Annotated in this window: 21 protein-coding genes and 1 tRNA gene; 13 read left to right on the forward strand and 9 right to left on the reverse strand. The window is 74.0% G+C overall.

Annotated features, from left to right (window positions below; genetic code table 11):
• Positions 1 to 36: 36 nt before the first annotated feature.
• The 3 genes from AB0E14_RS15140 to AB0E14_RS15150 are packed head-to-tail and all read left to right on the forward strand — an operon-like array spanning position 37 to position 2,164.
• Positions 37 to 783 carry a glycosyltransferase family 2 protein gene (locus AB0E14_RS15140; RefSeq protein WP_362416671.1) on the forward strand — a complete coding sequence of 249 codons (747 nt, stop codon included), beginning with the start codon at positions 37 to 39 and terminating at the stop codon, positions 781 to 783.
• Complete coding sequence (locus AB0E14_RS15145; protein WP_362416674.1) at positions 780 to 1,481, forward strand: DUF2064 domain-containing protein; 702 nt, start codon at positions 780 to 782, stop codon at positions 1,479 to 1,481. Before AB0E14_RS15140 ends, AB0E14_RS15145 begins: the two co-directional genes overlap by 4 nt.
• Entirely contained in the window at positions 1,478 to 2,164 is a 687-nt protein-coding gene (locus AB0E14_RS15150; protein WP_362416677.1) for a methyltransferase domain-containing protein, read from the forward strand. Before AB0E14_RS15145 ends, AB0E14_RS15150 begins: the two co-directional genes overlap by 4 nt.
• Here AB0E14_RS15150 and AB0E14_RS15155 read toward each other — a convergent pair.
• On the reverse strand, positions 2,143 to 2,538 hold the full coding sequence (locus tag AB0E14_RS15155) for a hypothetical protein (protein ID WP_362416680.1): 396 nt from the start codon (positions 2,536 to 2,538) through the stop codon (positions 2,143 to 2,145). The genes AB0E14_RS15150 and AB0E14_RS15155 overlap by 22 nt on opposite strands.
• Positions 2,538 to 3,680: a molybdopterin-dependent oxidoreductase gene (locus AB0E14_RS15160; RefSeq protein WP_362416683.1), complete on the reverse strand. Its 1,143-nt coding sequence runs from the start codon at positions 3,678 to 3,680 to the stop codon at positions 2,538 to 2,540. Before AB0E14_RS15160 ends, AB0E14_RS15155 begins: the two co-directional genes overlap by 1 nt.
• 114 nt (positions 3,681 to 3,794) lie before the next feature.
• On the opposite strand from AB0E14_RS15160, the gene AB0E14_RS15165 reads away from it, so the two are divergent.
• Together AB0E14_RS15165 and AB0E14_RS15170 are read left to right on the forward strand one after the other, a co-directional pair.
• Positions 3,795 to 5,282 carry a glycosyltransferase family 87 protein gene (locus tag AB0E14_RS15165; RefSeq protein WP_362416686.1) on the forward strand — a complete coding sequence of 496 codons (1,488 nt, stop codon included), beginning with the start codon at positions 3,795 to 3,797 and terminating at the stop codon, positions 5,280 to 5,282.
• The gene (locus tag AB0E14_RS15170; protein WP_362416689.1) at positions 5,272 to 5,853 is read left to right on the forward strand and encodes a DM13 domain-containing protein; all 582 of its coding nucleotides are present in this window, start codon (positions 5,272 to 5,274) and stop codon (positions 5,851 to 5,853) included. Before AB0E14_RS15165 ends, AB0E14_RS15170 begins: the two co-directional genes overlap by 11 nt.
• Positions 5,854 to 5,972: 119 nt before the next feature.
• Here the strand turns inward: AB0E14_RS15170 and AB0E14_RS15175 are convergent, their stop codons facing one another.
• On the reverse strand, positions 5,973 to 6,458 hold the full coding sequence (locus AB0E14_RS15175; RefSeq protein ID WP_362416692.1) for an SRPBCC family protein: 486 nt from the start codon (positions 6,456 to 6,458) through the stop codon (positions 5,973 to 5,975).
• A gap of 202 nt (positions 6,459 to 6,660) precedes the next feature.
• Between AB0E14_RS15175 and kdpF the strand changes: the two genes are divergently transcribed.
• Together kdpF and AB0E14_RS15185 are read left to right on the forward strand one after the other, a co-directional pair.
• Positions 6,661 to 6,750 carry a K(+)-transporting ATPase subunit F gene (gene kdpF, locus AB0E14_RS15180; RefSeq protein WP_362014401.1) on the forward strand — a complete coding sequence of 30 codons (90 nt, stop codon included), beginning with the start codon at positions 6,661 to 6,663 and terminating at the stop codon, positions 6,748 to 6,750.
• Between the two features lie 41 nt (positions 6,751 to 6,791).
• A complete protein-coding gene (locus tag AB0E14_RS15185; protein WP_362416854.1) occupies positions 6,792 to 9,599 on the forward strand; it encodes an ATP-binding protein in 2,808 nt (935 codons plus the stop codon).
• A gap of 73 nt (positions 9,600 to 9,672) precedes the next feature.
• On the opposite strand, the gene AB0E14_RS15190 is transcribed toward AB0E14_RS15185, so the two are convergent.
• On the reverse strand, positions 9,673 to 10,671 hold the full coding sequence (locus AB0E14_RS15190) for an Lrp/AsnC family transcriptional regulator (protein WP_362416695.1): 999 nt from the start codon (positions 10,669 to 10,671) through the stop codon (positions 9,673 to 9,675).
• Positions 10,672 to 10,967: 296 nt separating this feature from the next.
• Here AB0E14_RS15190 and AB0E14_RS15195 point away from each other — a divergent pair, with 296 nt between their 5' ends.
• A complete protein-coding gene (locus tag AB0E14_RS15195; RefSeq protein WP_362416698.1) occupies positions 10,968 to 12,437 on the forward strand; it encodes an MFS transporter in 1,470 nt (489 codons plus the stop codon).
• A complete protein-coding gene (locus tag AB0E14_RS15200; protein WP_362416701.1) occupies positions 12,434 to 13,618 on the forward strand; it encodes an amidohydrolase in 1,185 nt (394 codons plus the stop codon). Before AB0E14_RS15195 ends, AB0E14_RS15200 begins: the two co-directional genes overlap by 4 nt.
• 73 nt (positions 13,619 to 13,691) lie before the next feature.
• Here AB0E14_RS15200 and AB0E14_RS15205 read toward each other — a convergent pair whose 3' ends face one another.
• Positions 13,692 to 15,119: a cytosine permease gene (locus tag AB0E14_RS15205; protein WP_362416704.1), complete on the reverse strand. Its 1,428-nt coding sequence runs from the start codon at positions 15,117 to 15,119 to the stop codon at positions 13,692 to 13,694.
• Positions 15,120 to 15,188: 69 nt separating this feature from the next.
• Between AB0E14_RS15205 and AB0E14_RS15210 the strand changes: the two genes are divergently transcribed.
• Both AB0E14_RS15210 and AB0E14_RS15215 read left to right on the forward strand, forming a co-directional pair.
• Positions 15,189 to 15,821, forward strand: a complete 633-nt coding sequence (locus AB0E14_RS15210; RefSeq protein ID WP_362416707.1) for a TetR family transcriptional regulator — start codon at positions 15,189 to 15,191, stop codon at positions 15,819 to 15,821.
• Between the two features lie 53 nt (positions 15,822 to 15,874).
• The gene (locus AB0E14_RS15215; protein ID WP_362416711.1) at positions 15,875 to 17,509 is read left to right on the forward strand and encodes an amidohydrolase; all 1,635 of its coding nucleotides are present in this window, start codon (positions 15,875 to 15,877) and stop codon (positions 17,507 to 17,509) included.
• A gap of 54 nt (positions 17,510 to 17,563) precedes the next feature.
• On the opposite strand, the gene bla is transcribed toward AB0E14_RS15215, so the two are convergent.
• The gene (gene bla / locus AB0E14_RS15220) at positions 17,564 to 18,487 is read right to left on the reverse strand and encodes a class A beta-lactamase (RefSeq protein WP_362416714.1); all 924 of its coding nucleotides are present in this window, start codon (positions 18,485 to 18,487) and stop codon (positions 17,564 to 17,566) included.
• A 125-nt stretch (positions 18,488 to 18,612) separates the two neighbouring features.
• Between bla and AB0E14_RS15225 the strand changes: the two genes are divergently transcribed.
• Positions 18,613 to 21,315, forward strand: coding sequence for a hypothetical protein (locus AB0E14_RS15225; protein ID WP_362416717.1), 2,703 nt, complete (start codon positions 18,613 to 18,615; stop codon positions 21,313 to 21,315).
• 90 nt (positions 21,316 to 21,405) lie between these two features.
• Here AB0E14_RS15225 and AB0E14_RS15230 read toward each other — a convergent pair whose 3' ends face one another.
• Together AB0E14_RS15230 and AB0E14_RS15235 are read right to left on the reverse strand one after the other, a co-directional pair.
• The gene (locus tag AB0E14_RS15230) at positions 21,406 to 21,780 is read right to left on the reverse strand and encodes a hypothetical protein (protein ID WP_362416720.1); all 375 of its coding nucleotides are present in this window, start codon (positions 21,778 to 21,780) and stop codon (positions 21,406 to 21,408) included.
• A gap of 70 nt (positions 21,781 to 21,850) precedes the next feature.
• Positions 21,851 to 21,924, reverse strand: a tRNA-OTHER gene (locus AB0E14_RS15235).
• A gap of 155 nt (positions 21,925 to 22,079) precedes the next feature.
• Between AB0E14_RS15235 and AB0E14_RS15240 the strand changes: the two genes are divergently transcribed.
• Positions 22,080 to 25,007, forward strand: coding sequence for a hypothetical protein (locus AB0E14_RS15240; RefSeq protein ID WP_362416723.1), 2,928 nt, complete (start codon positions 22,080 to 22,082; stop codon positions 25,005 to 25,007).
• On the opposite strand, the gene AB0E14_RS15245 is transcribed toward AB0E14_RS15240, so the two are convergent.
• Complete coding sequence (locus tag AB0E14_RS15245; RefSeq protein WP_362416726.1) at positions 24,911 to 25,768, reverse strand: DUF817 domain-containing protein; 858 nt, start codon at positions 25,766 to 25,768, stop codon at positions 24,911 to 24,913. The two genes, AB0E14_RS15240 and AB0E14_RS15245, sit on opposite strands and share 97 nt — an antisense overlap.
• Positions 25,769 to 25,808: the final 40 nt, after the last annotated feature.

The raw sequence follows: 25,808 nt of genomic DNA on the forward strand, positions 1-25,808 counted from the left end.
TTCACACGTCCCTTTTGCCCGTTGGGGATTCGTACGGTGAAGCCCGTGACCGACTCGCCTTCCGCGACCACGTACGCGGTGAACGTTGTCCTGCCCTGCCTCGACGAGGCCGAGGCGCTGCCCTGGGTTCTGGAGAGGGTGCCGCCCGGCTGGCGGGCGATCGTCGTCGACAACGGGTCGACCGACGGTTCCCCTGCCCTCGCCCGCGCCCTCGGCGCGACCGTCGTCACGGAACCCCGCCGCGGCTTCGGGGCGGCCTGCCACGCCGGCCTGCTCGCCGCCGACGCGGACATCGTCTGCTTCTGCGACTGCGACGGCTCCCTCGACCCCGCGCTCCTCGTGCCGTTCGCCGCCCAGGTGGCGGCGGACGAGGCGGACCTGGTGCTCGGCCGACGCCGCCCCCGATCGCGCGACGCCTGGCCGCCGCACGCCCGGGCCGGCAACTTCGCGCTCGCCCGGATGCTGCGCCGCCGCACCGGCCTCCGCCTGCACGACCTCGGCCCGATGCGGGCCGCCCGCCGCGAGGCCCTGCTCGCCCTCGACCTCACTGACCGGCGCAGCGGCTACCCCCTTCAGATGGTGGTCCGCGCCGCCGACGCCGGCTGGCGGGTGCGCGAACGGGACGTCCCCTACCTGTCCCGTACGGGGAAGTCCAAGGTCACCGGAACCTGGCGGGGCACCTGGCACGCCGTCCGCGACATGCGCGCGGTGCTCCGTGAGACGCCACGGACGCCCGCCCCGCCCGCCCCGACCACCACCGGCCCCGCGGAGGCGCACCGGTGAGCACGCTCCTCGTCATCGCCAAGGAACCCGTACCGGGCCGGGTCAAGACCCGGCTCACCCCGCCGTTCACGCCCCGACAGGCCGCCCGCCTCGCCGAGGCCGCCCTCGCCGACACCCTGGCGGCCGTGCGGGACACGCCCGCCGACCGACGCGTCCTCGTCCTCGACGGGGCGCCCGGCGACTGGCTCCCGTCCGGCATCGAGGTCGTCGCCCAGGGCCCGGGCGGCCTGGACGAACGTCTCGCCGCCGCCTTCGCCCGCTGTACGGGACCCACGCTGCTGATCGGCATGGACACCCCCCAGGTCACCCCGGAACTCCTCGTCACGGGGCTCGACTTCGGCGCCTGCGACGCGTGGCTCGGGCCGGCCGAGGACGGCGGCTTCTGGGCGCTCGGCCTCGCCGTCCCCGACCCCGCCCTGCCCCGTGGCGTGCCCATGTCCGTACCGGAGACCGGAGCGGCGCAGCGCGCCCGCCTCACCGCCGCCGGCCTGCGGGTACGGGACCTTCCGCGGCTCCGGGACGTCGACACGGCCGCCGACGCCCGTGCGGTCGCCGCACTCGCCCCGCAGGGCCGCTTCGCCGCCTGCCACGCGGAGTCGACCGCGACCGCCGTCACCGCGGACAGCCGGACCGGGATCGTGACGGGGACAGGGATCGGGACCGGAGCCGGAGCCGGAACCGGGATCGGGGCCGTATGAGCGCGCTGGAGTCGGAGACGACACCCGTACGCCCCCCGACCCCTCGCCGCGCCTGGCGGGCCGATCCCTGGGGCGACGCCCTGCGGTCGGGCCGCGGGCCGCTCTTCCTCCGGCGTGCGGACGGCTGGCTGCTGCCTCTCGAGGTCGAGCGCTGGTGCGCCGCGGCCGACCCGGCCGACGCCACCGTGCTCGCCCGCTGCGAGGGCGCCGTCCTCGACGTCGGCTGCGGTCCCGGGCGCCTCGTGCACGCGCTGGCCGCCGCCGGTCGGCCCGTGCTCGGCATCGACGTGTGCCAGGCGGCCGTCGCCCGCACGGTCGACGGCGGCGGCACCGCCCTGTGCCGGTCCGTCTTCGATCCGCTGCCGGGCGAGGGCCGCTGGGGAACCGTCCTGTTGATGGACGGCAACATCGGCATCGGCGGCGACCCAGCCGCCCTCCTCGCCCGCGCCGCCGCCCTGGTGGCGCCCGGCGGGCAGGCGCTCGTGGAGGCCGCCGCCCCCGACGTCGACGAGCGGGTCGAGGTCCGGGTCGTCGACGGACGCGGCGCGCGCGGTGTCGACTTCCCCTGGGCCCGCGTCGGAGCCCGGGCCCTGCCCGCGTACGCCGACGCCGCGGGGTGGCGTGTCGAGCGCACTTGGCGGGCAGAGGACCGCAGCTTCCTTCAGCTCCGGCGCCGCCGCTGAGCCAGCCGCCGCACGCCGAGCAGCGCGCCCGTGCCGACGGCCACCACCCCCATCAGGACCAGCCAGTTGCGCAGGTAGTCCAGGGGGAGGGCCGTCGGGTTGGGCGCGCTGCCCGGCCGCAGCAGCAGGGGCAGCGCGATCAGCGTCAGCGACCCGGCGACGATCAGACCGCCGCGCACCACGCCCCGGGCCGGCAGTGCGGCGAGCAGCAGTCCGACACCGAGCACGAGCGGCGCGATCAGCCCGTCGTGCAGCACGATCGCCCCCGCCAGCCACAGCAGCACCTCACCGACCGTCCCCGTGCGCACCACCAGAACGGCGCCGAGCCCCATCAGCCCGACCCCCAGCGCGCCGAGCGCGTACCGGCCGACCATCACAGCACCTCCAGTCCGGCGACCCACTTGGTCTGCAGCACACCCGGCCGGTTCGGTGCGATGATCCGCGCCGGGAAGCCGTGGTCGAGCGAGAGCACCTGCCCGTTGAGCCGGAGCGCGAGCAGGGTCAGCGGATCCTCCGCGTACTCCGCGCCCATCTCCATCACGCGGTACGCGCCCCGGCGCTCCAGCGACACCACCCGTACCCGGGACGACGGCGGCGCTCCCGCCCGCTCCAGCAGATCCCGGATCCGTACGCCCGTCCAGCCGGCCTCCATGCTCCACCCCTCCACACAGGCGATCGGCAGCCGGACCTCGACCTGAGGCAGGGCCCGGAGTTCCGCCAGGCTCAGCGTGTACGGGCGAGGGCCGGCCACCGTCAGCCGCCAGTCGTCCACCGTCGCCGCACCCACCCCTGCGGCCGCGGCCGTACGGTTGATCGGAAGCCCCTGCGTCCCGTGGTCCGGATGGCGCGGCGCGAGCAGGTCGAGACGCTTCAGCGGAGTGAACGACTGGCCCACCGTCGTCAGCGTGACCGCCGCGACACCCGCCGCGACGCCGGTCAGGAGCGACCGGCGGTCGACCTCGTCCTCGGCCGGCAGCGTCAGCGTCCCCTCCGAGCGCCGACCCCAATGGGCCCGGATGTCGGGCCATTTGACGGCTACATGCAGCAACAGCGCGCCGATGAGGAGCCAGGCCACGGCGAAGTGCACGGGGACGAAGGAGAACGGCCACGGGTACCACTCGACGATGTTCAGCAGGCCGGTCAGCAGCTGGAAGACACCGGCCGCGACGAGGACGGCCACCGAGAGACGCTCGAGCGCGTGCCGTACGGACCGTACGGGCGGCCAGACGAACAGCCTCGGGTAGACCGCCCACAGCTTCGCCATCAGCAGCGGGATCGCGGCGATGCCGCTCGCCACGTGCAGCCCCTGACTGAACCGGTAGCCCCAGGTCGGCCGGCTCGGCAGGACGTCCGCGAGCCAGTCCGGCGGCCGCTGGAGGTAGTGACTCGTGACGCCGGTGACGAAACAGACCATCAGGGCGAGACCGAGCCAGCGGCCGATCGCGGTGGCCGTCCTCGCGTCATGGAGGCGGGCGCGGAACGTGGGCAGCGGGGGAGGCGCGATGCGCGGTGTCATGCGCTCCATCTCACCGCCCCGCAGGCCTCCGGAGGCGGAACCGACACCTTACGAAACACGGACGGCCGGGGCGGCGGCCCCCTGGCCGCGCCGGTGGCTGCCACGCTGCCGGGTGTGATCGACTTCCGTACCGCCCTCGCCGGCGGGCTCCTGACCGCGCTCACCACGGTGCTGGTGGCCACCGTCCGGTACGACGGCTACTACACCGACCCCGGCGGTCTTTCCTGGTGGTACGCCGCCTCCTGGGCGCTCTTCGCCGCCTGCGTCCTCGCCCTGCGGAAGGTGCCGGCCCGCCGTGCCGTCGTCCTGGTCCTGGCCGGGTCGGCCCTCGTCGCCGCCACGGGCCTGGTCGCCCCGGCGCGCACGAGCACCGACGCGTACCGCTACGCGTGGGACGGCCGGGTCCAGGCGGCGGGCGTCTCGCCGTACGATCACGCCCCCGCCGACGGCGCGCTGGCGCCACTGCGCGACGACTGGCTCTTCCCGACCGGACCCGCCTGCCAGGGGCCGACCCTCGCCCCGCTCCCTGCCCTGGCCCCGCTCCCTGCCCTGGCCCCGCTTCCGGCTCTCGCCCCGCTCACGACCGGACCGGCGGACGGCACACCCCACTGCACGCGCATCAACCGCCCCACCGTGCACACCATCTACCCCCCGGTCGCCGAGTCGTACTTCCTCGGCGTCCACCTCCTCGCGCCCGACGGCGGCCGGCTGAAGCCCCTCCAGGCCGGCGGCGCGCTCCTCTCCGTCGCCGTCACCGGAGCGCTGCTGCTCATCCTGCGCCGCCGCGGCGATCCCCGTACCGCCGCCTATTGGGCCTGGTGTCCCGCCGTCCCCGTCGAGGCCGTGAACAACGCCCATGTCGACGTCCTCGGCGTCCTGTTCGCCGTGGCGGGACTCGGTCTCGTGGCGCAGCGCCGGCGCGTGGCGGGCGGGACGCTCCTGGGCGCCGCCGTCGCCGTGAAGCTGATGCCGGCGATCGTGCTGCCCGGAGCGCTGGCCGGCGTACGGCGCGCGAGGGACGCTGCGGCGGTCCTCGTCCCGGCGGCGGCCGTGACCGCCCTGTCGTACCTCCCGTACGTGCTCCTCTCCGACGGCTCCGTCCTCGGCTACCTGGGCGGCTACGTCGAGGAGGAGGGGTACGACGACGCCGCGTCCCGCAACCGCTACGCCCTGCTCCGGCTCGTCCTGCCACCCTCCTGGGCCCTGCCCGCCCTGGTGGCGGTCCTGCTCGCCGTCTGCGCCCATGTCGTCCTGCGCGGCGACCCCGAACGCCCCTGGAGCGGCGCGCTGCTGGTCACCGGGACGGCCTTTCTGCTGCTGACCCCGGGGTACTCCTGGTACGCCCTGCTCCTGGTCGCCCTCGTCGCGCTCGACGGGCGCTGGGAGTGGCTGCCGGTCGCCGTGGCGGGGGCGGCGAAGTACGTGACGGGTGCGGCCTTCTCCGACGGCAACGCGGTGGGCACGGTCGCCTACGCCGTCGCGGCGGTGTCCGTCCTGGTCGGCGCCGTGCTGCGGCGTAAGACTTTCGTCATCGGCCGGGAGGTGGCGCGCCCCGCGCAGCCCGGGGTGGAATGCGGGGGAAGGAAGACCGATGGAACGTAGGAAAGGGACGATCGTGGCACGTGGGGGCAGGAAGTCGCTGCTGTGGGGCGCGATGGTGGTCGCGGTGGCGCTGGGGGCCGTGGGGCTCTACTGGTTCCAGCCCTGGAAGCTGTGGCAGAACGAGACGATCGACGAGGCGCTCCCGACGGTGGCGCCCGGGGCATCGTCCTCCGGCGCCGCGAACCCCGGCGCGGACGCGGGCGCGGACCCGGCCGCCGCGCCGAAGACCGTCGCGCAGGGGTCCCTCATCACCCACGAGCACGCCACCACCGGCACGGTGAAGCTCATCCGGCTCGCCGACGGCAGCCTGACCCTGCGTCTGGAGGACCTCGACACCAGCAACGGGCCCGATCTGCGGGTCTGGTTGACCGACGCGCCGGTCAAGGAGGGCATCGCCGGATGGCGTGTCTTCGACGACGGCAAGTACCTCAGCCTCGGGAAGCTGAAGGGCAACAAGGGCGACCAGAACTACCCGCTGCCGCCCGGCACGGACCCGTCCGCCTTCACGAGCGTCACCATCTGGTGCGAGCGGTTCGACGTCTCCTTCGGGGCGGCGGCCCTGAAGGCCTGAGCACCTGGCCGACGATCGAGGGGCCTCGCGCGACGGCGCGGGGCCCCTCGACCGTCCCACCTCCAGAACTCACGTGGATTCACGCGGACTTACGTGGACTCACGCGGAGTCGTGCGGATTCACGCGGACGGGGCCGTCGCCGCCGTCGCGATCCGGGCGAGGGTCGTGCGCATGCCGTGCCGGTTGACGGCGATACGGCGCTCCGTGTTCGTCCCCGCGAAGACGGTGCCGAGCACTTCGGCGAGACGCGCGCCCCGCCCGGTGCGCAGGTCCTGCCAGGTCTCCGTCACGCGGGTGCCCGTCCCCTCGGCCTCGAAGCGGTAGCCCCAGCGGGCGATCGGCAGCCCGAAGACGCCGACGTCGAAGGTGAACTCCTCGCCCTCGCGCGCCGCCGACACGCGCCCCGTCGTGAACCAGAGGAACGGTCCGCGCCGGTTGAGGCCGACGAAGCGGCTCCCGGTCCTTACGGGAGTCCGCGGCACCCAGACCCGGCGGCACTCGGGGCTCCACCGGCCCATGTCGGGCAGGTTCGCCACCAGGCGGTAGACGACCTCCGGCGCGGCATCCACCACGACGGACTCCTCAAGACTCCACTGACGCCCCATCGACGGCCTCCCTGTCGTCGCCCCACTCCGTCCCTACCGGCCGGTAGGGTAGCGGACCCCGCGCGTCAGGGCGGCGTCAGGATCCAGGGCGCACGCGGCAGGGAGGCGTCAAGCCGCCTGTGCGCCCCGAGGTCGACGCGGTTCCTTGTGTCTGGATGTGCGCAACGCCAAGGAACCTCCGGATCAAGGGAGTCGGTCACGCATGGGTGTGGAGAACATCGTCGGGCTGCTGGTGGCCGTCAGCCTGGTCGGTTACCTGGTGGCCGCCCTGATCAAGCCGGAGAAGTTCTGAAGCACGACGCCCCGCCCGCGGCTTCCGCTCCGCGCGCGGCAATCGCCCCGCACACGGCCACGGTCGCCGGACCGGCCGCTGTCGCCCCCCGCCACGGCCCCGCCGCCGTCGCCACGCCCCCTGGCCCGGATCCGGACCCGCGTTCCGACCCGGAACCGCGCCAGGGGCTCCACCCCGTCGCCCGTTCGGGGCCGGCCCCGAGCGACCCCCCGGTCCGGACCCCGACGGACCCCCGACCCGGAAGCCTCAAGGTCTTCCTGGGCGCAGCCCCAGGTGTCGGCAAGACGTACCGGATGCTCGACGAGGGCAGGCGCCGAGCCGCGCGCGGCACCGATGTCGTCGTCGGCGCCGTGGAGTGCCACGGCCGTCCGCACACCGAGGAGATGCTGGGCGGCCTGGAGATCCTGAGGGCCCCGGACCGTACGCGCCCCGCCACCGCGGGCACCGCGACCACCGCCGGCACGACCACCGAAGGCACCACCACGGGAGCCGGCTCCCGTCCGAGCCGCACTCCCGACGCCGGACTTCGTCGCGGACCTGCTCCCGACACCGGACTCCGCGACGGCCCCGACTCCGGTCTCCGCCACGGCCCCGCCCCCGACACCGGACTCGACCTCGACGCCGTCCTCCGCCGCCGCCCCGAGGTCGTCCTCGTCGACGAGCTCGCTCACGCCAACCCGCCCGGCTCCCGCCACGCCCAGCGTTGGCAGGACGTCCAGGAGCTGCTGGCCGCGGGCATCGACGTCGTCGCCACCCTCAACATCCAGCACCTGGAGTCCCTCACCGACGTCGTCGTGAAGATCACCGGCGTGCCCCGGCACGACACGGTGCCCGACGACGTCGTCCGCCGCGCCGGGCAGATCGAGCTCGTGGACGTCCCGCCGGAGTCGCTGCGCCGGCGCATGGCCCACGGAGACATCCACCCGCCCGAGAAGATCGACGCCGCCTTCGCCAACTACTTCCGCCCCGGCAACCTCACCGCGCTCCGCGAGCTCGCCCTCTTCTGGACCGCCGACCGGGTCGACGAAGCCCTGCGCCGGTACCGCTCGGAGGAGGGCATAGACGGGGTCTGGGAGACCCGCGAGCGGATCGTCGTCGCGCTGACCGGCGGCCCGGAGGGGGAGACCCTGATCCGGCGCGCCGCCCGGATCGCCGCCCGCTCGGCCCGCGGCGGCGCCCTGCTCGCCGTGCACGTCGTCCGCAGCGACGGCCTCGCGGCCGGCGCCTCGCACGCCGCGCTCGCCCGGCAACGGCGCCTCGTCGAGAGCGTCGGCGGCAGCTACCACTCGGTCGTCGGCGACGACGTGCCCACCGCCCTGGTGGAGTTCGCCGCCGCCGAGAACGCCACCCAGCTCGTCCTCGGCACCAGCAGGCGCCGCCGCCTCGAACGCTTCCTCACCGGTCGCGGCATCGGCGAGACGACCGTCGCGCTCTCCGCCGACATCGACGTCCACATGGTCACGCACGAGCGCGCCGGACACGGCCGTCTGCTGCCCTACCGGCGCCGGACCCTGCCCGTCTCGCGCCGCGTCGCCGGGCCGGTCGCCGGACTGCTCCTGCCCGTCCTGCTCACCTTCCTGCTCGACGGCGCGCGCGGCCGGCTCGACCTGACCAGCGAGGCCCTCCTCTTCCTGCTGGTCGTCGTCGGCGTGGCCTGCATCGGCGGGGTCGCCTCCGCGCTGATCGCCGCGCTGACCGCGTCCTTGCTGCTCACCTACTGGTTCGTGCCGCCCATCGGCGCGTTCGGCCTCAGCGACGCCGACAACGTGCTCGCCCTCGGTGTCTTCGCCGTCGTCGCCGGTACGACGGCCGCCGCCGCCGACCGCTCCCTGCGGTTGTCCCGACGCGCCGCGCGTGCCACGGCCGAGGCGGAGACCCTGTCCTCGCTCGCCGGCGACATCGTCCGCGGCGACCAGGCGATCCCGGCGCTGCTGGCCCGTACCCGCGAGACCTTCGCGATGGACTCTGCCGAACTCGTCGAGCAGCCGGTGGACGACCCTGACGCGGTCCACGTCCCCGTCGGGTCCGACCTGTTCCTGCTTCTGCGGGGCCGTACCCTGCCGTCCTCCGAACGCCGGGTCCTCTCCGCCTTCGCCGCCCATGTGGCAGCCGCCGTCGAACGCTCCCGTCTCGCCGAGGCCGCCGCCGAGGTGGAGCCGGTCAAGGCCGCCGACCGGATGCGCACGGCCCTGCTCGCCGCAGTCAGCCACGACCTGCGGACGCCGCTCGCCGCCGGCTGGGCCGCCGTGGGCTCCCTGCGCAGCCCGGACGTGGAGTTCACCCCCGAGGAACAGGACGAACTCCTCGCCACCGCCGACGAGTCCATGGCCCGCCTCAGCCGTCTCGTCGACAACCTGCTCGACATGAGCCGGCTCCAGGCCGGCGCGCTCACCCTCCATCTGCGCGCCACCACCCTGGAGGAGGTGCTGCCCGCCGCCCTCGACTCCCTGCCGCCCGACAGCCCGCCGCCCGACATCCGTACCCCCGAGGACCTGCCGCCCGTCCTGGCCGACCCGCCGCTGCTCGAACGCGTCCTCGCCAACCTGCTCGCCAACGCCGTGCGCCACGCCCCGGCCGGTCACCCCGTGCTCGTCACCGCGAGCGCCCTCGGCGGCCGCATCGAGGTACGCGTCGTCGACCGCGGCCCCGGTCTCCCGCCCGCCGACCGGGAACGGATCTTCGAACCCTTCCAGCGGCTGGGCGACACCGACAACACCACGGGCGTCGGCCTCGGCCTCGCCCTCTCCCGGGGCCTCACCGAGGCCATGGGCGGCGCCCTCACCTCGGAGGACACGCCCGGGGGAGGGCTGACCATGGTCGTGTCGCTGCCCTGCGCGGACGCCACCTGACCAGGTCGGTACGCAGGGCAGCGCCCCGGGCACATGGCCGCGCCGCGGAGCCGGTCGGCGTGCTGGGGCCCGATCAGGGCGCTGGGGCCCGCTCCGCGAACCCCGCCCGTTTGTACGTCCGCATCAGCAGGGCGACATCCGTCGACGTCACCCCGTCGAGACGCCCGAAGACCCGGGACGTGAACGCGTGCAGATCGCGGGCGGAGCGGTGGCTGGAGTAGCCGAGCAGGGTGGTCGTCCCGGTCGTCACGACCAGGTGCCGCACCGCCGCCTCGCGCGCCAGCGCGCGGATCGCGCCGTCGAGCCGGTCGTGCCCCACGGCCAGCCGGAACCGTGCCTCGACGGGATAGCCGAGCACCGCCGGATCCGCGTGCAGCCGCAGATGCAGGATGTGCGAGGTCATCAGCCGCGCGAGGCGGCGCCGGGCCGTCGTCTCGCCGACCCGCAGCTCACGCGCGAGGCGCGTCGTCGACATCCGGGCGTCCCGGTGCAGCAGCGCCACCAGGCGCCGGTCCAGTTCGTCCACGGCGAGCGGCTCCGGCAGCGGCCGCCCCTCCATGGCGTGGCGCCGCACGTCGGTGGGCTCCTCGTCGTACGGCGCCCAGTCGCTCGCCGTGAGCAGCAGCCGCAGCACGACGGACGAGTGGAGGTCGACGACCCCGTCCATCCGTCCCACCACCGAATCGACGACGGTCAGCAGCGTCTCGTGGTCGGGCACGTTCAGCTCGACGAACACCTCCAGGGCGCCGGTCGCGACCTCCACGGACCGCGTCTCCGGCCGCCGCGCCAGCGCCAGCGCCGTCTCGTGCACCCGCCCGGGCGCGCAGCGCACGGCCAGTTCCGCCGTGACGCCCTCACCCAGGTACTCGGGGATCAGCGCCGCCGTGAAGCCCACGTCCCCGCCGGCCGTCATCCGGTCCAGCCGGCGCGCGACCGTCCGCTCGTGCACCCCGGCCGCCGCCGCGACGGCGGCGAACGGCGCCCGCGGATCGCGGTGCAGCGCCCGCAGCACCGCGTGGTCCAGGGCGTCGAGCCCGGAGCCCTCCGCCGGCGTGCCGGATTCCGTGGCCATCGGGCACCTCCTTCCACGCGTCACGGGACCGTACGGCATCGCCCGAGCGCCGTCTTCGGCGTGACCGAGAAGCGCCCTCGACACCCTCGCCGTGCCCGAATCCGCCGGACGCCCCCGCCCGCATGCCGCCTTCACCCGAATATCGGGCCCACTCTTGCCCGAGTACCGGCCCACTCGCCACATTGTGGTGCGGATTCAGCCACGTGGCAGGCCGACGACGACCGGCCCCCAGAGCGCCTCCGCCCCCGCTCCCTCCCGCCTCGGCCCCAGGGCCCCTTCCCGAACAGGTGATACGTATGACGGACACCGGCACCCTGCGCAGACCACCCGCGCGCCACGCCGTCCGGGCGACGCCCGCCGCCGCCGTGATCGCCTCCGTCGTACTGGTCGAGCTGTCCAGCGGCATCACCCAGGGCTTCCTGTCCCCGCTGCTCAAGGGGCTCACCGAGACCCTCCGGGTGACCGCGGCCGACCTGAACTGGATCAGCATCGCCAACCTGCTCTCCAGCGTGGCCTTCACCCCCGTCCTCTCCCGGATGGGCGACCTGTACGGCCACCGGCGCGTCCTGCGCTGGAACCTCGCCATCGTGCTGCTCGGCTCCGTGCTCGTCGGCCTGAGCCGCTCCTTCGGCGTGCTGCTGACCGGCCAGATCCTCCAGGGCGCCTTCGCGGGCTTCTTCCCGCTGCTCGTCGGCGTCCTCCGCAACCGGGCGACCGGCTCTCCGGACGGCGCGGGCGAAGGCGGCGAGAGCCGCCGGGGCATCAGCTTCATGGTCGCCGCCCTCGTCGGCGGTCTCGCGCTCGGCCTGGTGGCCAGCGGTTTCGTGGCGCGTACGGTCGACAGCCCGACCGCCGCCCTCTGGGTCCCCACCGCCGCCGTGGGCCTCGCCCTCGCCGCCACCTGGCGCCTGCTGCCGGAATCCGCCCACCGGCCCGGCGGTCGCATCGACTGGGCGGGCGGGATCCTGCTCTGCCTCGGCCTCGTCGCGATCATGCTCGGCCTCGGCATGGGCGGCCTGCCCGGCTGGGAGTGGGACTCGGCCCGCACGCTCGGCTGCCTCGTCGGCGGCGCCCTCGTCACGGCCCTGTGGGTCCTGGTGGAACTGCGGACGGACGAGCCGATGATCGACGTCAGGATGTTCCGGCACCGCAACGTCGTCACCGTCTCCCTGGTGACCCTCACCTTCACCTTCTGCATGCTGGGGCTCCAGGTCGCCAACCCCGTCTTCATGGGCACCGGCCCGGCCGAGCACGGCTACGGCCTCGGGCTCGACCCCTTCGCGATCGCCCTCGCGATGCTCCCCAACCTGCTCGCCCTGGCCCTCGCCGCGCTCGCCGCGCCCGCCGTCGCGGCCGCCCTCTCCGACCGGCTGACCCTGGTCGCCGGCTCGCTCCTGATGGCCGTCGGCTACCTCGTCTCCCTCACCTGGCACACCTCGATGCTCCCGTTCCTGCTGGGCACGGCGGTGGCGGGCGTCGGCACCGGGTTCCTCCAGCACTCCACCCGGACGCTCGCCGTCGAGAGCGTGCCGCACGACCGCACCTCGGTCGGCTCCGGCATCAACGAACTCCTCATCAACGTCGGTGGCTCGCTCGGCGCGGCGGCGGTCCTCACCGTCTTCGCGGCGCGCACCCCGGCCGGCGCTGTCCTGCCGGAACTCGGCGCGTACACCACGTCCTGGACCATCTGCGTCGCCGTCTCGCTCGCGGGTGCCGCGATCGCCCTGCTGTACCGCACCCCCAAGAACGTGGAGGGCACGAAGTGACGACCACCCCGACGGAGCACGCCCGCGCGGTCCTGACGCGGCGCCAGGACGAGGTCCTCGCCCTCAGCCACCAGCTGCACGCGGACCCGGAACTCGCCTACGAGGAGCACCGCGCGGCCCGCCGCATCACCGACCTCGTGGAGGCCGCGGGCTTCGCGGTGGACCGGGGCGTGTGCGACCTGCCCACCGCGTTCACCGCGACCGCCGGCACGGGCGACCTCGTCATCGGCATCTGCGCGGAGTACGACGCCCTGCCCGGCATCGGCCACGCCTGCGGCCACAACGTCAACGGCGCCGCGTCGGTCGCCGCCGCCCTGGCGCTCGCCCCGCTCGCCGACGATCTCGGCATCACCGTGAAGCTTCTCGGCACTCCCGCCGAGGAGTTCGGCGGCGGCAAGGTCGACATGCTGCGCGGCGGCGCCTTCGACGACGTCGCCGCCGCGATGATGGTGCACGCCGCGCCGCAGGACTCCGTCGGGCTGGCCTCCCTGGCCATCAGCAGCTGGAAGGTCGGTTACACCGGCCGTGCCGCCCATGCCGCGGCCATGCCCGAGCGGGGTGTCAACGCGGCCGACGCGATGATGATCGCCCAGGTCGCGATCGCCGCGTACCGGCAGCAGATGCGGCCCGGTTCGGTCGTCTCCGGGGTCGTCACCTCCGGCGGCGAGGCGGCGAACGTGATCCCCGCCCACACGACCGCCGACTACGACTGCCGCGCCGACACGGCCGAGGAACTGCGCGAGCTCCAGGCCCGTATCCGCGCCTGCTTCCAGGCGGGCGCCCTCGCCACGGGCGCCGAACTCGCCCTGGAGACCGTGGGGAACGACTACGCCGACCTCCGCCAGGACCTCGCGATGGGCCGCAGCTACCTCGCCGCCGCCCGCGCGCTCGGCCGCACCGTCCCCGACACCGACCCGAACCTGCGGGCCGGCTCGACGGACATGGGCAATGTCTCGCACGTCGTCCCCACGATCCATCCGATGATCGGCTACGACTGCGGCGACACGATCATGCACAACCCGGAGTTCACCCGCTACGGCACCACCCCGCAGGCCGACCGCGCGGTCCTGGACGGCGGACTCGCCATGGCGTGGACGGCCGTCGACCTGGCCACCGACCCGGCCCACCGCGAGGCCCTGCTCACCCGCCTCGCGACCCGCGAGCCGCTCGTCGCCGGCTGAACACCCCCAAGAACCGGGCCGGGTGGAAGCGAGGACGGCGCTCCCAACCGGCCCTCGCGCCGCTCGGCCGGCCCTACACCCGTGGCCGCAGCAGCGCGTAGCAGGCGGCGGTGACGGCGATGCCGACGGGCAGGGAGAGGTCGATCCCGCCGAGGGCCGCGGCGATCGGCCCGGTGTACAGCGTGTTGACGCACAGCGCCGCCGCGGTGACGCCCGCCCCGAGCGCGAGCGCGCCCGGCACGCCGAACCCCGCGGAGTACCAGAAGGGGCTGGTGCGGCTCTCGTCCATCAGCGCCTGACCGTCGTAGCGGTTGCGGCGGAGCGCGATGTCGGTGGCGTAGAGGGCGGTGGCGGGGCCGAGGAGGACCACGGTCAACTGGAGGACGTTGCTGACGGTGTCGAGGAAGTTGGACACGAGCAGCGCGTACAGCGTCAGGCTCGAGGCGACCACCCCGTCGACGACGACGCTGAGGGAGCGGCGGATGCGGATGCCGACGGCCTGCAGCGCGAGTCCGGCGCTGTACGCGGTCAGGGCGTTGATCGCGATCGTGCCGAGGACGAGCGCGAGCAGGAACACCGGGGTGAACCAGCCGGGCAGGAGCGCCTCCAGCGCGGTCTGCGGATCGCTCATGTCGACGGTCGTGGCCGCAAGCGCCCCCAGGGAGCAGACGGCGACGCTCGGCAGGAACCCGCCGAGCGCGGTCCAGCCCATGACCGCACGGGACGAGGCCGTACGCGGCAGATAGCGCGAGAAGTCGGCGCTGGTGGTGTACGACAGCGGGCCCGCGGCGATCAGCGTGACGCCCGCCAGGAGGGTCGCCCAGAGGTCCGCCCCGGAGAGCCGGCCCTGCGGCGGTGCGTAGCCGAAGTCGGCGTGCAGCAGCACCACGTACGCCACGACGCCGAAGGCGGCGGTGAGGGCGAGGGTGATCGGCAGGTACAGCTTCACGATCAGGGCGTGCCCGTAGACGCTGATGGTCAGGGTGACCGCGGCGATGAGCAGGACGACGGCGGTCTTGACGACCGTGTTCGTCGGCAGACCGGTCTTCGCGACCAGGGCGAAGGCGGCGGAGGCGGCGGCCGCCAGATTGAGGGCGAAGTAGCAGACCGAGATGGTCCAGCCGGTGACCGCGTTGTTCACCCGGTTGCCCCGGACCCCGTACATGGCCCGGGTGATCACCTCGCTCGGCGCGCCCGCCGCAGGTCCTGAGATCGCGAGCACCCCCGTGAGCAGCCAGAACAGGTTGCCCACGACGATCACCCCGAGGGCCTGCCAGAGGCTGAGGCCCATGAGCACGAGGGCGCCGCCGATGACCAGGCTCAGGTAGTTGACGTTCGCCGCGGCCCAGACGGAGAAGAGCTCACGGGGCCGCCCGTGGCGCTCGGCGTCGGGGATGTGGTCGATGCCGTGGACCTCGACCCGGCCCGCCCGCTCGGTGTCGGGCGGCGCGGTGTGCGCGCCCTCGGCGCCGGGGCGGGGGTCGGGGATGGTGGACGCCATGAGGCCCTCCGGATGCGTGTCGTGCCGACCTGCTTGCTTATTGGTCGCACACTCAATAGCATCGCCGGTATGTCGTCAAGCGTCCAGCGCAAACGAATCCGCAAGACTCCCGAGGCCCGCCGGGCGGAGATCGTCGAGACCGCGGCCCGGGTCGCCCTGCTCGAAGGCCTCGAATGCGTCACCCTCCGGCGGATCGCGGAGGAACTCGACGTCAGACCCGGTCTGATCAGCCACTACTTCCCCTCGGCCGAGGAACTCGTGGCCGAGGCCTTCGCGATCGCCGCCATGGGCGAACTGGACGCGCTGCTGCCCGCCGACCGCCCCGAGGGCACCCCCACGGAGCACCTCGCGCGCTACTTCGCGCTGTCGACGGGAGAGGCGTACGACGACATCAGCCGCCTGTGGATCAACGCGCGCCATCTGAGCCGCTACCGCCCGCTGCTGCGCGAGCGCGTGGCGGAGATGGAGCGCGCCTCCGACGACCGCCTGGAGGGCCTGATCCGCGACGGCGTGCGGGCGGGGGAGTTCCGTACGGACGCCCCCCGGACGGCGGCCATCCAGATCCTGGTGGTTCTCGACGGCCTCGGCGCCCACGCCAACACCGACCGGAGCGACCGCCCGGAGGCCGTGACCCGCATGGCCCTCACCACCGCCGAACGCGTCCTGGGCCTCCCCGACGGCGCCTTGACGCCGACGAGTTGACGCGGCTTCCCGGCCCCCTCCCTCCCTTTTCCCATCACCTTGGAGTTGTTGTCGTGGGTTGTTCCCTGATCATCGTGTCGGCGCGGCTGCTGGACCCGGCCACGGGCGCCCTCCTGCCGCAGACGGCTCTGGCGGTGTCCGCCGGCCGGATCGTCGCGCTGGGCGACGACCGCGAGATCCGTGACCTGGCGGACCGTTCCACCACGGTCGTGGACGTCAAGGGCGGGGTGATCGTCCCCGGCCTGGTCGACGGCCACATCCACCCCGTGTCGGGCGCCGAACTCACCCAGGGCCTCGACCTCTCCGCCTGCACGGACCTCGCGTCCCTGCGCGAACTGCTCGCCCGTGCGGTCGGGCGGCTCGACCGGGAGGAATGGCTCTTCGGCTGGGGCCTGGACCCGAACGTCTTCGGTGACCGTCCCGTCGAGGCCGCGGCGCTCGCTCCGGTCCTGGACGGCGTACCGGCCCTGCTCCAGCTCTTCGACGCCCACTCGTCGCTGGCCAGCGCCCGCGCGCTGGAGCTCGCCGGCATCGACGGCCCGCGGACCTTCGAGCAGGCCGCCGAGATCGTCTGCGACGAGCAGGGCAGGCCGACGGGTCTGCTCCTGGAGGACGCGGCCTGCGAGCTGGTGGAACGCGTCGCGCCGCAGCCCTCGCGCGCCGAGCGCCGCGACCGGCTGGCCGCGGTGCTGCGGGAGATGGCGGCGTCCGGCCTCACCGGCGGCCACGCCATGGACGCCAACGGCGACAGCCTCGCGCTGTACGCGGAACTCGAGGCGGCCGGCGACCTGCCGCTGCGGCTGCGCGTCGCGCCGTGGTGCCAGCCGGGTACGGACGAGGCAGGCGTGGCCGCCCTGATCGCGCAGCAGGGCACGGGCGGAGACCTGTGGAGCGTCCGGGGCGTGAAGCTGTTCATGGACGGCACGATCGACAACGGCACGGCCTGGCTGGAACACCCGGACCGGCTGGGCGAGTCCGTCCAGGCCTTCTGGCCCGACCCCGAGGCGTACACGCGCGTGGTGGCCCGGCTGCACGGCGCGGGGGTGCCGACGGCTACGCACGCGATCGGGGACGCCGCCGTGCGGCACGTCCTGGACGCCGTGGAGAAGGCCCGCGCCGAGGGTGGGGGCGCCGCCGGGGACCATGTCAGGCACCGCGTCGAGCACATCGAGAGCGTGCCCGACGACACGCTCCGCCGCTTCGCCGCCCTCGGCGTGGTGGCCTCGATGCAGCCCACCCACTGCTGCGACTTCACCCGCGCCGACCACACCGACAACTGGTCCCGCCGGCTCGGCGAGGAACGCGCCTCGCGCGCGTGGCGCTGCCGGGACCTGCGCGACTCCGGCGCCACGGTCGTCCTCGGCTCGGACTGGCCGATCGCCTCCTTCCCGCCCCTCGGGGTGATGGCGGGCGCCCGCCACCGCCGCCCGACGCGTGACCTGACCCAGCCCCCGCACGGCCCCGACCAGGCACTCGAAGCGCTGGACGCGCTCCAGGGCCTGACCACGGGACCGGCGTTCGCCGCGGGCCAGGAACACCAGGAGGGCCGGCTCGCCGTCGGCTACCGGGCCGACCTCACGGTCCTCGCCGACAACCCGCTCACGACCCCCGCCACGGCCCTCGCGGACCTGCCGGTCCTCCTCACGGTCCTCGACGGCCGGATCACGCACCGCGCCGAGGCGCTCTGATCCCTCTGACCCTTCTGACCCCTCTGACCCCTCTGACCCCTCTGGTCCCTCTGGTCACGACAGGGCCCGGGTGACGGCCCGCGCGGTGTCGGCGATCAGCCGGTTGTCGTAGTCGGCGTCGGGACGGTGACGGTGCGACAGGACGGCCAGCACGATCGGTGCCCGCCCGGGCGGCCACAGGACGGCGATGTCGTTGCGGGCACCGTACGTGCTGCCCGCCCCGGACTTGTCGCCGACGACCCACCCGGAGGGCACCCCGGCGCGGGTGAGTTCCGCGCCGGTGGTGCTGGTGCGCAGCCACCGCGTCAACTGCGCGCGCTGCGGCGGCCTGAGCGCGTCACCGAGCACGAAGGCGCGCAGGTCCTGCGCCAGGGCCCGGGGTGTGCTGGTGTCCCGAGTGTCCCCGGGAGCCCACCGGTTGAGCTCCGGCTCGCGGCGCACCACACGGGTGACGGTGTCACCGAGTTCCTCAAGGACGGCGTCGAGCGCGGCGGGCCCGCCGAGTTCGTCGAGGAGGAGGTTGGCGGCCGTGTTGTCCCCGCTGCGCACGGCGGCGTCGCACAGCTCCTCCAAGGTCATCCCGGTGTCGACGTGCCGCTCGGTGACGGGGGAGGGCGCGACCAGATCGCTCCGCGAGTACCTGACGACCCGCTCCATGTCCGCGTCGCCGCGCCCACGCAACACCGCCCCGGCGGCCAGCGCCTTGAAGGTGGAGGCGTAGGGAAAACGCACCGCGTCGTTGTACGCGATCTCCCGCCCGCTGCCGGTGTCGACCGCGTACACCCCCAACCGCGCACCGTACGCACCCTCCAACTCCCGCAGCCGCTCCCGCACATCGGCCGCCACGGAGGCGGGGGAACCGGCGGGCGCGGGTGCGCGGGCGGGCTCGCCGCCGGCGCACCCGGCGAGCGGCAGGAGCACCAGCGCACCCAGGACGGCGAGGAGCGGGAGCACGGGACGACGAAGGCGAATCGGCATGCTGAAGAGGTTCTCCCAGGACGCGTCGAGCCGCGGGCACTTCGGACGGTGTCGGCGTGTTGGCACCGCGACCCGCTCCGCCGTCGCCGACTTCGGTGTCCGTGGGGCGTGGGACGATCGGGGTCATGACCGTCTCGCTGGATGCCCTGCTGCCGACCGCCACCGGAGCGCACGTCTCGACCACGTACGCCGACTGGGCCGACGTGCACGACCCGGACAGCGCCGGTACGGCGCGTGACCTGGTCGCCGAGATGGGGACGGAACTGAGCCGGTTCCGGAGCAAGCCGGGCCGGTTCGTGGACGCCATGGCCGCGCGTGCCCGCCTCCTGCCCGCGGAGCACCTGCCGTGGTTCTGGGACACCGTCGGCCACCGCCTCATCGGCCAGGGCGGCCGTCCTGGCGGCAGGGCCTACGCGGCCGCGCGGGCGGCCGAGGCCGAGCACGGTCTTCCGGTGGACGCCGGCTACCGCCGGGCCAACGCCCTGCTGTTCGCCCGCGGCGGCGCCATGCCCGCGAAGGAGTTCGCCGCCCACCAGCGCTTCCTCGCCGAGACCTCGGAGCCCGCCGCCGCCCACGCGGCCCTGGACGACTTCCTGACCGCCTGGACGGCGTCACCGGCCGACCTTCCGGCCGACCTGGTGCGCCGCGTGAAGGCCTCGGCGAAGGCGGCGGGCCAGGGGGACGAGGAGGCCGCGAGGCTCGTGGGCGAACTCCTCGCCGTTACGCGGGACAAGGCCGTCCCGGACGCCGTGCTCAAAGGCGCGACGCCCCTCCTGCGCGCCCACCCGCCGACGGACGCGGTCGCGACCGGGCTCCTCGGCGTCTTCCCCGACGGCGTCACCGACGGCGGGGCGTGGCTGCGGATGCTGATCGCCTCGGGTGCGACGGAGGCGATGGAGTCCGGTCGGGTGGTTCCGCAGGGCGGTCTGCGGCACTGGGTCGGGACCTTCATGCGCATGTACCAGTACGCGGCCCAGAGCGGCGGAGGCGTGGCCCGGCAGCCGCTCCCGCCCGAACTCTGTGACCTGATCGACCGGTTGGGCCCCCGCCTGCACGCGGAGGGCGGCGCCCCGCTGACCCTGCACAACACCCGCCACCACTACGAGGGCTTCGACGCGGACGTACTGGACGCCTGCCTGGCCACCGGGGCCGAGGTTCTGGACCCCGGCCCCGCGGTCCGGCTGCGCTTCTGGGGCGAGCGGTCCCGACGCGACCTCCGCGCGCTCGCCGCCGACCCGGTGTTCGGCCCGCGACTGGAGAGGACGGTCCACGCCACTCTGCTCCCGGAAGGGTCCCTCCACCGGCGCCGTAAGCCGGGAACGGCGGTCACGCTGCTGCCGGGCAACGAGGGCATCGCCCGCCTGGTGTCCGCCCGAGTGGACAAGCTCCTCGCCACGGTCGCGGCCGGCGGGATGGCGGGCGCGGAGGAGGCCCTGGCCGAACTGGAACTCCTCCTGGACGGACCGACGGTGGATGCCCTGGACGGCGTCGCCGACGCCCTCGCCGGAGCCGGCCCGGCCGGCACGCTGCACCGCTCCCTGGCGGCCGGCCTCCCGGAGGAACTGGCCTGGCCCGCGCTGGAACGGGTCTACGAGGACTTCGCGAAGGAAGCGGCCGAGGCCTCCGTGACAGAGGGCGAAGGTCCTCTCCCTGGCGTCTCGGGCGTGACGTCCACCTGGCCGGTCCTGACGGTCTTCGGCCGCCACCGCGCGGTCGCCGTGGCCCCCGACGGCGTCAGGGCCTCCTGCCGTTACACGATCCCGGACGACGCGACGATGTTCGCGGCGCACTACGCGGGCGGCTCGTTCCTGGTGAGCTGGACGGCCAAGCCGAACCCGAACCACTGCGACACCGCGTTCTGGGCCGACCACCCCGACGACCCGTTCACCCCCGACGAGGTCGGCGGCCTGGTCCCCTTCGGCGGCAGCCTGGACGGCGCGTACGGCTTCCAGTTCGAAACCCAGGACGGCAGCGGTCGCCACGGCGGAACGGGCATCCTCCGCCCCGGCGGCAAGCAGGGCATCGACAGGGACGAACTCCAGCTCGGCGACGGCTCCACGATCTGGACCAACGCGGTCTTCGGCCGGCAGCCGTGGCGGCAGGTCCATCCCCTCACGGGAGAACGCGAGGGCGCGACCCCCCTCCCGGACTTCCTCGGCGCCTCACCCGCGACCGCGCCCGACACGGACCTGCCCCTGGCCACGGAAGCCCTCCAACTGGCCCCGCTCCCCGCAGGCCTGGCGGACTCCCCTCTGGGCACCCGTGACGGCCTGGTCGGAACGAGGATCCACAGCCGCCCCGGCCACTACCTCCTGCAGAGCGTGGACGGGCGCACGGCCCGCTTCACGAGCGACCGTCAGGGGCAGCAAGCCTGGGCCCTGTGGGCCCCACCCGAGGCCCCGACGCAGGCCGTCGTCCTCGCGGAGGCCCGGACCCCGACGGGCGTACGCGCCTACACCGCCGACGGCACCCTGCTCTGGGAACAGGACGGCCACCGCTCACCCCACCACCCCCGAGTCGCTCCCGCCCGGCACGTCACCGTCTCCGGGGGAGTGGCCCTCCCTCCGGCGTTCTGGTACCTCCTCCGGACCCGTGACAGGACCGCCTCAAAGGCGCTCCGCGCGACCACCCGACAGACCGCCGACACCCTCCTCGCCGCCGCCCTGGAATCCCCCGAAGCCCTGAGGGCGACCCTTTCCAGCGAGTTCCCCATGCTCACGGACCCGGTCCTGACCGCGGCGGTAGCGGCGCTCGCGACCCGAGCGGCCCGAACGGACAGCCGCCGCCGCGCACTTCACCAGCGCATCACCTCACCCGAAGAGATCTGACGGCGGGGCACGCGGGGACCGTGGGAGGATCCCCGGGTGAGGACAGCGACCCCGCCGTCCCCGCGCAGGCGTGATCACCGAAGCGACGAGTCACGGGAGACACCGATGTGGGACATCCTCGGCCACGTCATCGAACGCGTGCCCGCGGCCGTTCGGGCCGTCGACTGGATACAGCCGCGATGGCGCCGAAGGCGTCACGCCCAGATGATCTCCGCCCTGCGAGGCGGGGAAACGGTCGACATCAGGTGCGCCGCACGGTTCCGCAACTCCGGTGGAGCCCGGCACCGCGCGACGCTGGCCTTGCGGGCCGAAGGCGCCTTCCTGTCCACCGCCGACGGCACACTCCAGCAACTCCGGCTCGGCACAGCGGCCACTGTTGTGGAGCTCGTGCCCGAACGCGCGATGCTGGTGTGCGACGTCGACGGCCGACAACTGGAGGTTCTGCTGCGGGACGATGAGGGCCACTTGTTCCGGGCGGTGGCGAACAGCCTTCGGGACCGTGGAATCCTGACCACACCCGGACGGGAAGGCGGGACGGGGCCGGCCGGATTCGAACCGACGTCCTCCCACACGCGGTGAAGGCGCGACGACCGCTGCGCTACGAGCCCCGTCCCGGAGGTGATCATACGAGCCGGTCGTCCTCCGGCGCACCCGACTATCCCCGGACGGCGACGGGGGCACTCCGATCGCAACTCGTCGCGTCCCACCGGTTCCGTCGACACCCATGATCCACACCGTAGCCGCGGCCGGTAGCGTGTCTTGTTGTGAGCGCATCAGAGGTCGAAGAGTTCGACAGCACCTTTCTGCAGCTGTTCCGCAACGCTGGGCGGGACGCCGCGGCGCAGGTCGCCGAGGCGATCGGGGCTGGGGGACGGGCCGCGGTCCTGGGCCAGTGGTGGCGGGTGCCGCCGGAGGGGCTGCGGGACTGGGTCGCCGAGCACGGGGACAGCGGAGAAGTGGCGGCGCTTCTCGAAAACTCGGGCCTGACCCGGCATCAGGCCGCGCTCGTCGCCAGCCGCGACGACCTCGACCCGGCGCTCGTCGAGGCGGCGGGCTCCGGGCAGGCGGAGGTGGCATCCGGACTGGTCGAGAAGCAGTGGCAGGCGGGGCCCGTCGTACGGTTCGAGGGCTACGGCCCGAACAGTGCGTTGCGGCCGGAGGTCGTACGACGCGTCCGAGCCCGGCTCGGCACCGACGAGCGGGCCTGGGAGCGGGCGTTGGAGCTGCTCGCGACCGACTTCACCGGCGATTTCCCGGCCTTCCTCGACGCCGCAGTCAGCCACGAAAGCGGCTCCGGTGAGCACAATGTCCCCGTCGACCCGAAGAAGGAAGTCGTCTGGCTGATCCGGATCGCGCCAGGTGACCTGCCCCGGCGTCTCCTCGCCCGCCTCGCCCCGCGCCCCCTCGACCGGATCGCCGACAGCTACCACCGGGTGGCGCTCGCCCAGCCTCTGATCGACACCGGTGACCGCGACGTCTGGCAGAGCATGTTCGGCGGCGACTACAGGCTGAAGCACCGCACCAGTAGCCAGGAAGCCACGATCGAGCGCGCCTTCCTGCTGCGGGACGATCCCGAGATCAACGAGTGGTTGCTCACCGGCGTGCTCGACCAGGCGCGGGACAAGGGGTACGCACTCGCTCCCGCCATCCGGCTGGCCCTGCTCGAGGGCCGTGCCTTCGGACCCGGCGCCCTGGATCCGCTGCCCCGGACGTCCGCCGTACTCGCCCTCGTCGCCGCCCCGCGCCCCGCGTCGTCGCACCCTCGCGACGCCGACCTGCTGCGTCTGTGCTTCGACTCCCGCGAACCCGGCCTGGTCGCCCAGGCCTTGCGAGCGTCCGTCGAGCGCGAGGACGCCCTGCTCACCCCGTACCAGCAGCTGTCAGCCGGCATACGGATGTGGAAGTCCGGCCGCGCCGACGAGCTCCGCGCGCTGCTGGCCGAACGACTCCCTGGCATCCAGGACCCTGACGCGCGCGAGACGTTCGCGCTCGCGCTGGACCAGGACTCCCCGCGACCGCTGGAGGATGCCGCAGCGGTACTCCGGGAGCGGGACGACCACCTCGACGAGGCCCTGAGCCTCTGGGCCCTGCGGTTTCCGCACGGGTTGCGGCCCTCCAGCATGAACCTGATGCACCTCGCCGAGCTCGCCGGGGCGAGCCGGGCCATCACAGAAGACCGTGCGTACCGCGTGGACTGGGACCTCGTCCGCAGCCGACTCGCCGACCCGGGGATGCGCCACCACCGCAAGCGCGCACGTGAACGGTACGGGGTCCTGCTCGCGCACGCCGACTGCCCGCCGGACGTCGTGACCGCCCTGACCGATCCCGATCTCAACGAGTTCGACCTGCTGCGCCTGTACGCCGACCGGGACACCGCCCTCGCGACGCTGACCCGGGGACACCTCGCCGCATACAACCGCGAGGGCGCCGCGCTCTGGGAGCCCCTGCGCCGGACCTCCCCGCACTCCGGGGGCCGGACGCCCGCGGTGAGCCCCGAAGACGTCCTTCGGTACGCCCGCCCCGTTCAGGTCGCCGTCGGTTCCGCGCCGGCCGAGGCTGTCGACCGGTTCGTCCAGGAACACCTCGCACCGATCGTCGCCGAGGATCCGGCGGCCGAGGCCGGGCTCTGGCTCGCCCTGAGGCGTCTCACCCCGTACTTCTCCGGTCCACTGCCCGCGCTCCTGCGCACCGCCGTCCGGCTGCGCGGGGGCGGCGAGCCGCTCGACGTCGTGCCCGCCGCCGACTTCCTCGCGGGCCCGGACCGGGACACCGCGGCCGACCTGGTCCGCGAGAGGCTGGGCCCGTCCCCCGGACCGTGGATCGACGCCGTACGCCTGCTCGCCACAGGATTCGACGGAACGCTGCCCGCACTCCTCGACTCCGCGCTCGCGGCGGAGCCGCACGTCGAGCCGGACGCGGCCACACGTCTCCTCGTGGGGCCGGCCGCGCTGCTCGGCCTCGCTCCCGCTGACGTCGTCGACGCCGTCGTCGCCGGACTCGACCGACCCACCCGAGTCGTGCTCGCCCGGACGAGCGCGAGCACGGGCACGCTGCGCGCCCTGGTCGCGGTCGGTGACCGAGAGGTGTGGGACGTGCTGCTGACCGCCCCCTTCGTACGGCCTCCGATCGCGAAGCCGGGCACCGAGGCGTTCAGCAACCGGCGCGCCGACGTCCTCGTGCCGGCGATGCTCGCCCAGGACGACCCCTGGCTCAACGCCCGCCTGGTCCGGGAGACGCTCGCCTCGCCGATCAGGGAGAACGCCCCCCTGATCAGCGCCGTCCTGGCCGGGCGCCCCTTCGGCCCGCGCGAGCTGCCCGTACCGGTCCTGCCCGGGCTACGGGCCGATTTCGCCGACTGGACCCCCGGCTCCGGCACCGAGCTGCCGGGCTGGACCAGGAACCCGCACTTCTACACCTCCGACGAGCCGGTGCTGGCGCTGCAGGCCATGATGACCGTGCGGAAGCCCAACCGCGTGGACCCGCCGGAGACGTTGATCGGCGTCCGCCAGAGCCTGCTGGCCGCGTCGACGATCGCGCACGCGGGCCGTTTCGACCTGCTGGAGTACGTCGTCACGCACTGGAACATCCGCTTTCCCTACGGGGAGTGCGGCGAGACACGGGACCTCTTCGCCCGCGCGGTCCGGCTGCGGTCCGCCACGGAGATCGACGCGGAGCTCTCGGCGGCCGACTGACCCCGGGTACGCGCGACCAGGACGAAGGTGACACTGATCAGGAGGGCCCAGGCGCCGAACTTGGAGAGGGGGACGGGCTGCCAGCCGTCGAGCTGGTGGGGGTAGGCCCAGGCGCCGACGTACGTGGCCGCGTTCTCCGCGACCCAGAGGAAGAAGCCGATCAAGGTGAAGGCCAGGGCCAAGGGCATGCGGTAGCGGGAGAGGCCCACCGTGAAGTGGACCCAGGTGCCGGCCGTCGCGCCGAGGAGCAGCACGGCCAGCGGCACGCGCGCGTCCGGCAGCCAGTGGTGGGTGAAGAAGTTCAGGTACACGGCGGCCGCGAGCACGGCCATCACCCGGGGCCGGTACCCGGACAGCGACAGGTCCATGATCTTCCACGACCGGCAGCAGTAGCTGCCCACGGCGCTGTAGAGGAACCCGCCGTAGAGAGGGACGCCGGCGACCTTGAAGACGGCGTCCTCCGGATAGGTCCACGATCCCATCTGCACCTTGACGAGCTCGAAGAGCAGGCCCACGAGGTGGCAGCCCAGGATCACGGCGGTGTCCCTGGGGCCGTCCCAGCCCACCTTGCGGGCCAGGACGGTCAGGGCCACGCCGTACACCAGGAGCAGGTCGTAGCGGGCGACCGGCAGGTCGGCGGGCAGCAGCCGCGAGGCCCCGATCCCGCCGACGAGCACCACGGCGAAGGCGACGGCCCGCACCTGGTTGAGCCCGAAGCGCCAGAACTGGGCGCAGCCGTGGGCGATCCCTTGAAACGTCATGCCCGACCAGACTGCGGACGGGCGACGCCCGGTTCCGTGG

The sequence above is a fragment of the Streptomyces sp. NPDC047981 genome (assembly GCF_040653315.1).
In the GTDB taxonomy this organism is placed as follows: Bacteria; Actinomycetota; Actinomycetes; order Streptomycetales; family Streptomycetaceae; genus Streptomyces.

Bases quoted from the DNA above. Each gene is read 5' to 3' on its own strand.
- AB0E14_RS15150 (WP_362416677.1), top strand. From the start codon at position 1,478: ATGAGCGCGCTGGAGTCGGAGACGACACCCGTACGCCCCCCGACCCCT.
- AB0E14_RS15155 (WP_362416680.1), bottom strand. From the start codon at position 2,538: ATGGTCGGCCGGTACGCGCTCGGCGCGCTGGGGGTCGGGCTGATGGGG.
- AB0E14_RS15160 (WP_362416683.1), bottom strand. From the start codon at position 3,680: ATGACACCGCGCATCGCGCCTCCCCCGCTGCCCACGTTCCGCGCCCGC.
- AB0E14_RS15170 (WP_362416689.1), top strand. From the start codon at position 5,272: ATGGAACGTAGGAAAGGGACGATCGTGGCACGTGGGGGCAGGAAGTCG.
- AB0E14_RS15175 (WP_362416692.1), bottom strand. From the start codon at position 6,458: ATGGGGCGTCAGTGGAGTCTTGAGGAGTCCGTCGTGGTGGATGCCGCG.
- kdpF (WP_362014401.1), top strand. From the start codon at position 6,661: ATGGGTGTGGAGAACATCGTCGGGCTGCTGGTGGCCGTCAGCCTGGTC.
- AB0E14_RS15190 (WP_362416695.1), bottom strand. From the start codon at position 10,671: ATGGCCACGGAATCCGGCACGCCGGCGGAGGGCTCCGGGCTCGACGCC.
- AB0E14_RS15195 (WP_362416698.1), top strand. From the start codon at position 10,968: ATGACGGACACCGGCACCCTGCGCAGACCACCCGCGCGCCACGCCGTC.
- AB0E14_RS15205 (WP_362416704.1), bottom strand. From the start codon at position 15,119: ATGGCGTCCACCATCCCCGACCCCCGCCCCGGCGCCGAGGGCGCGCAC.
- AB0E14_RS15210 (WP_362416707.1), top strand. From the start codon at position 15,189: ATGTCGTCAAGCGTCCAGCGCAAACGAATCCGCAAGACTCCCGAGGCC.
- bla (WP_362416714.1), bottom strand. From the start codon at position 18,487: ATGCCGATTCGCCTTCGTCGTCCCGTGCTCCCGCTCCTCGCCGTCCTG.
- AB0E14_RS15225 (WP_362416717.1), top strand. From the start codon at position 18,613: ATGACCGTCTCGCTGGATGCCCTGCTGCCGACCGCCACCGGAGCGCAC.
- AB0E14_RS15245 (WP_362416726.1), bottom strand. From the start codon at position 25,768: ATGACGTTTCAAGGGATCGCCCACGGCTGCGCCCAGTTCTGGCGCTTC.